We start from the raw sequence: 5,113 nt of genomic DNA, 5'->3' as shown, positions 1-5,113 counted from the left end.
GTTACAGATTGCCTCGCAGCATCACATCACAGGGTGGCCGGATGCTCCGGAATCAGTGGCCGGATAAAATCGGAATGGGTGGCCGGATACTTTCGGAATCACTGGCCGGATGACCCCGGAATACGCACCAAACCACCGGACGCATTCTTAACCGATATCTGCCAAATTTATGACCCGATCCCGCGGTATCGACCTTGGTAGTGCCGTTTTTCGGAGTTTAGAACCGTGCTCAATGCGCCCAAGTCAGATTTCAATACGACCCGGATAAGCCGCATTGCGGCGCCGGACTATAAATTGCGCGACTATCCCGCATTCGACTGGCTGCGCATTCTACTCGCGTCCGCCGTGTTCTGGGTCCATGCCGGGTCGGTCCAACACCTCAATTTTGCCGGTGATCTGTTCGTGCAGATATTCTTCGCACTCAGCGGTTTCCTGATAGCCGGGATTATTATCCGGATGGACAGGTCCGACCTTCCAAGGTTCTTTTATAACCGGACAATACGCATCTGGCTTCCGTTCTTTGCAGCCGTCGGTCTTTTATACCTGGTGGCCTATGCCAAAGAGGGTTACTCGCCATATTTCTGGGAAAGCCTGGGCTATGATCTGACATTCACCCACAATTTCTTTATCCAGAAAACACCAGAGGTCATTGCGGCCTTGCCGCTGAACGGCACCGGATCTCATTTCTGGTCCATCGCGGTGGAAGAGCAATTCTACTTGATGGCGCCGATCCTGATCATCTTTGTTCCGCTGGCCAAACACTGGATAACATGGGTATTCATCGCGATACTCGCCACCACAATCGGAATGTGGTACGGCAGCGTCTCTGCCGGTGTGCTTGCCGTTATGCTGCAAAAACGGTTCGGAAACTGGCACATGCATCCATTGGCCAGCATGAGCCTGATTGGCATCGGCGCAATCGTGGCGGTGTGCTGGGCAACAGGGGCGTTTGAATATAGGTATCTCGTTCCGATCCTCTCGATTGTGATCGTGCTGCTTTGCGCGCGGCCCGGTCTGCGAACGCGTCTTGGGATGTGGGCGGGCGGCATCTCATTTCCAATGTATCTAAACCATTGGATCGGCCTGTTCGTCGCCGGTGCGCTTGCATCGAGAGTTCCGCAAATCGGCCTTTTGACCGCTGACATTATCGGATTTGCGTTATCCATATTCGTTGCGGCATGCGCCTACCGATTGATCGACCACAACCTCTATAAATACAGGTCGTCGCTATACACACCGGCCTTGGGATATATCGCGATGACCTCGGCTTATGCTTTGATGGCGCTTGGCCTTGTATTGGGCCTGTACATCATTGGGCCGCTGGACGGCCCGCCGCCTGCGATGTAAATGCCGCGAACAACGTTTCGGGCACCTATATCCGAACCTGTGTGCCCGGAATAATTGGTGCGGCCTAACCTTCGGGGTCGAGCAGCGCCAGAAGGGCGGTTGCGGCCTGCTGCTCGGCCTGCCGCTTGCTGCCGGCTGTGGCGCGGGCGCTGTCGCCGGTGTTCAACCGCGCTTCTATGGTAAAGACCGGTGCATGGTCGGGGCCCGCGCGTTCAATTTCCAGATATTCCGGCAAAGCCAGCCCGCGCGCCTGTGCCCATTCCTGCAACAGTGTTTTCGCATCGCGCGAATCCGCGTCGACCCGGTCGATGAACGGCACCCAATGGGCAAGGATCACCGCCCGCGCGGCTTCGAACCCGGCATCCAGATAGACAGCGGCGATGACCGCTTCCATCGCGTCGCCCAGAACAGCCAGCTTGCGCCGCCCGCCCGACATCATCTCTGACCGGCCCAGCTTCAGCACCGCGCCAAGCTCGATCTGGCGCGCGATCTCGGCGCAGGTTTCCTTGCGCACAAGCGCGTTGTAGCGCGGGGCCAACTGCCCTTCGCGCGCGGTCTCATCGGCGGCCAGAAGCGCCTCTGCCATGACCAGCCCCAGCACGCGATCGCCCAGAAATTCCAGGCGTTGATTGTCAGGCCGCGTCGGCGTGGAAATCGACGGATGCGTCAGGGCCCGCATCAGCAGTTCGGGGCGGTCGAACTCGTGCCCCAGCCGCGTCATGAAGGCCACGATATCCCGTGACAGTTTCACCGCAGGCTCTCGAAGAACCGGTCGCCGCGCCATGTCCAGAACATGTAGAGCGAGCGCCCCTCGGCAGAGAACATGACATGCCGCGCCCGCCCGATCAGATGGTCGAACGGAACGAAACCCACGCCGCCCACACTGCGCGGCATCCGGCTGTCAAGCGAGTTGTCCCGGTTGTCACCCATGAAGAAAAACTCTCCCTCTGGCACGGTGAAAACCGGCGTGCTATCCGCGGCCCCGGTGCTGGTGATGTTCAGCACGGGGTAGCTGACGCCGTTGGGCAAGGTTTCGATGACGCGCGATTTCAGGCAATCGCCACCCTCGCCCACGGGTGCGTTCTCACAGCGCGGGAACTGGCCGGATGATCCTTGGCGCGCATATTCCTCGACGAAATTACCATCGGGGGTTTGCGGCACTTCTTCGCCGTTCAGGAACAACACGCCGTCGCGCAGTTGCACCGTATCGCCCGGCAGCCCGATCAGGCGTTTGATGTAATCGGCCCCGGTGCCCGGATGGCGGAAGACCACAACATCACCCCGTTCCGGGTCAGACGCGAAAATCCGGCCGGAAAACGGGCAGATGGCAAAGGGACAGGAATAGCGTGAATAGCCATAGGCCATCTTGTTGACGAACAGGAAATCCCCGATCAGCAGGGTTTCTTTCATGGAGCCGGAGGGGATCCAGAACGGCTGGAAGAACAAGGTCCGAAACAACCCTGCGATCAACAGGGCATAAATGATCGTTTTGACGTTCTCCCAAAGCCCGTCTTTCTTGCCGTCGATGCTTGCCATTGGCCCCGTATCCGCTGCTGATTGCATTGCGCGCTTCATGGGCGGGGGGGCGCGTGAAGTCAAGCGGGGCAAGGGATGCGGCGACCATCGTCAAGCCAAGTTTACCCAAGGCGGCGCGCATGACCTCTGGGTCGCCGCGGTCTGCCGTCAGGTCAGGCCACGTTCTCCAGCGCGACATGGTGTTGCACGCCCAGCGCATGGCAGACATCGCGTGTCAGATGCGGACGGTTCAGGGTGTAGAAATGCAGGTCTTCGACCCCTTCGCGCATCAACCTGTCACACATCTCGGTGCACAGCGCCATGGCCAGCAGGTCCTCGCGCCCGTCGCGGGTGGCTTTGTCGAAGGCATCATCCAGCCAAGCCGGGACCGTGGTGCCCGTTTCCAGTGCAAATTTGCGGATGCCCGACCAGTTTTCGATCGGGATGATGCCCGGAATGATCTGTCCCGTGATCCCCTCACGCGCGCAGGTATCGCGGAACCGCAGGAACGTTTCCGGCTCGAAGAAGAACTGGGTAATCGCGGAATGCGCGCCCGCTTCGAACTTGCGTTTCAGCCAGCGCACATCGGCCAGCGTGTCGGCGGCTTCGGGGTGCGGTTCGGGATAGGCACCAACGCGCAGGTTGAAATTGCCGGTGGCGGCCAGCTCTTCAATCAACTCGATTGAATTGGCAAACCCGTCCGGATGCGCTGTGAACCCGCCCTGCCCTTTTGGCGGATCGCCGCGCAGGGCCACAATCTCTGACACGCCCGCTTTCGCGTAGCTGTCGGCAATCGCCAGTGTTTCCGCGCGCGTTGCGTCCACGCAGGTCAGGTGCGCAGCCACGTTCAGGTCAAACTGTTTGCCGATGGTTGTCACAGCCTCATGCGTCAATTGCCGCGTGGTGCCGCCCGCGCCATAAGTGACCGACACGAATTCGGGGCCAAGCGGCGCCAGCATGCGCACCGTGTCCCACAGCTTGAAGCTGGCCTCCAGCGACTTGGGCGGGAAAAACTCGAAGGAAATGCGCGGTGCGGACATGGATGGAACTCCGGTTGGTTTCACATCTTGTGCCACAGGCGCGGATGTGAAACCAATTCATTATCTTCAACATGATTATGAGCGCACCATGCATATCGAATTCCGCCACCTGCGCACGATCAAGGCCATTCACGACGCGGGCGGGCTGGCGCGCGCCGCAGATCTGCTGAACATGACGCAATCTGCGCTGTCGCATCAGGTCAAGGGGCTGGAGGATCAGGCGGGGGTGGAACTGTTCGTGCGCCGCTCGAAACCGCTGAAACTGTCGGCGGCCGGGCTGAAAATGCTGCGCGCCGCCGAAGACATCCTGCCGCGTGTCACCGCGCTGGAAGATGAATTCGCGGGGCTGGTCAAGGGCAGTTCGGGGCGGCTGCACATCGCCATCGAATGCCACGCCTGTTTCGACTGGCTGTTCCCGGTGCTGGAGCAGTTCCGCAAGGCCTGGCCCGATGTCGATGTCGATATCCGCCCCGGTCTGGCCTTTGACGCCTTGCCCGCTTTGCGCCGCGAGGAGGTGGATCTGGTGATCTCCTCAGACCCTGAAGCGATGGACGGCGTGCAATTCATGCCGCTGTTCGATTACGAGCCGGTCTTTGTCGCCGCCAAGGGCCACCCGCTGGCCGAGAAGGCGTTCATAGAGGCGCAGGATTTCCGCGACCAGACGCTGATCACCTACCCGGTGGACCGCGCGCGGCTGGACGTGTTCACCCAGCTTCTGACCCCCGCCAAGGTAGAACCCCGCGCGGTGCGCCCGGTGGAACTGACGGCGGTGATCCTGCTGCTGGTGGCATCGGGGCGCGGCGTGTCGGTCCTGCCCGACTGGGTGCTGCGCGAGGTGCGGTATCATTCGGATTACGTTACCAAACGGCTGACAGAGGGCGGGCTGACCCGGCGGCTATACGCTGCGGTGCGGACCGAGGACGCGGCGAAACCATTTATGGCGCATGTGCTGAGGCTGGCGCGGACAGAGCCGGTGAAGTTGCAGAGGGGGTGACGGATGTAAGAAAGCACCGTGGCATTGAACACTTCAAATTTGTGAATGCACAAAGACTACACAGTAATCCTAACCACATTATTCACAAAGCTAGTGTTCCCCACCTGACACAGGATTCCCATTGAGGGCCTGATGTGCTATATTCGGGACATGAGACGCAATGACATTTGCCTTTACCTTGGCCCCGCCGACCGTGCTGAGCTTCAAGCTCTGATCA

Annotated in this window: 5 protein-coding genes; 2 read left to right on the top strand and 3 right to left on the bottom strand. The window is 59.9% G+C overall.

Going from position 1 to position 5,113, the window contains the following annotated elements; all coding sequences use genetic code 11:
* The first annotated feature begins 294 nt into the window (after positions 1-294).
* Positions 295-1,347: an acyltransferase family protein gene (locus tag ROE7235_RS18620; protein WP_183073584.1), complete on the top strand. Its 1,053-nt coding sequence runs from the start codon at positions 295-297 to the stop codon at positions 1,345-1,347.
* 64 nt (positions 1,348-1,411) lie between these two features.
* On the opposite strand, the gene rnc is transcribed toward ROE7235_RS18620, so the two are convergent.
* The 3 genes from rnc to metF all read right to left on the bottom strand — a co-directional run bounded on the left by rnc (position 1,412) and on the right by metF (position 3,902).
* Positions 1,412-2,098, bottom strand: a complete 687-nt coding sequence (gene rnc, locus ROE7235_RS18615) for a ribonuclease III (protein WP_121097314.1) — start codon at positions 2,096-2,098, stop codon at positions 1,412-1,414.
* Positions 2,095-2,883 carry a signal peptidase I gene (gene lepB, locus ROE7235_RS18610; protein ID WP_121097323.1) on the bottom strand — a complete coding sequence of 263 codons (789 nt, stop codon included), beginning with the start codon at positions 2,881-2,883 and terminating at the stop codon, positions 2,095-2,097. The genes rnc and lepB overlap by 4 nt, the downstream gene beginning before the upstream one ends.
* A gap of 152 nt (positions 2,884-3,035) precedes the next feature.
* Positions 3,036-3,902 carry a methylenetetrahydrofolate reductase [NAD(P)H] gene (gene metF / locus ROE7235_RS18605; RefSeq protein WP_121097311.1) on the bottom strand — a complete coding sequence of 289 codons (867 nt, stop codon included), beginning with the start codon at positions 3,900-3,902 and terminating at the stop codon, positions 3,036-3,038.
* Between the two features lie 88 nt (positions 3,903-3,990).
* Between metF and ROE7235_RS18600 the strand changes: the two genes are divergently transcribed.
* Positions 3,991-4,896: a LysR family transcriptional regulator gene (locus ROE7235_RS18600; protein ID WP_121097320.1), complete on the top strand. Its 906-nt coding sequence runs from the start codon at positions 3,991-3,993 to the stop codon at positions 4,894-4,896.
* Positions 4,897-5,113: the final 217 nt, after the last annotated feature.

Source organism: Roseinatronobacter ekhonensis (assembly GCF_900499075.1).
Classification (GTDB): domain Bacteria; phylum Pseudomonadota; class Alphaproteobacteria; order Rhodobacterales; family Rhodobacteraceae; genus Roseinatronobacter; species Roseinatronobacter ekhonensis.
This window is presented reverse-complemented; position numbering and strand designations above follow the sequence as displayed.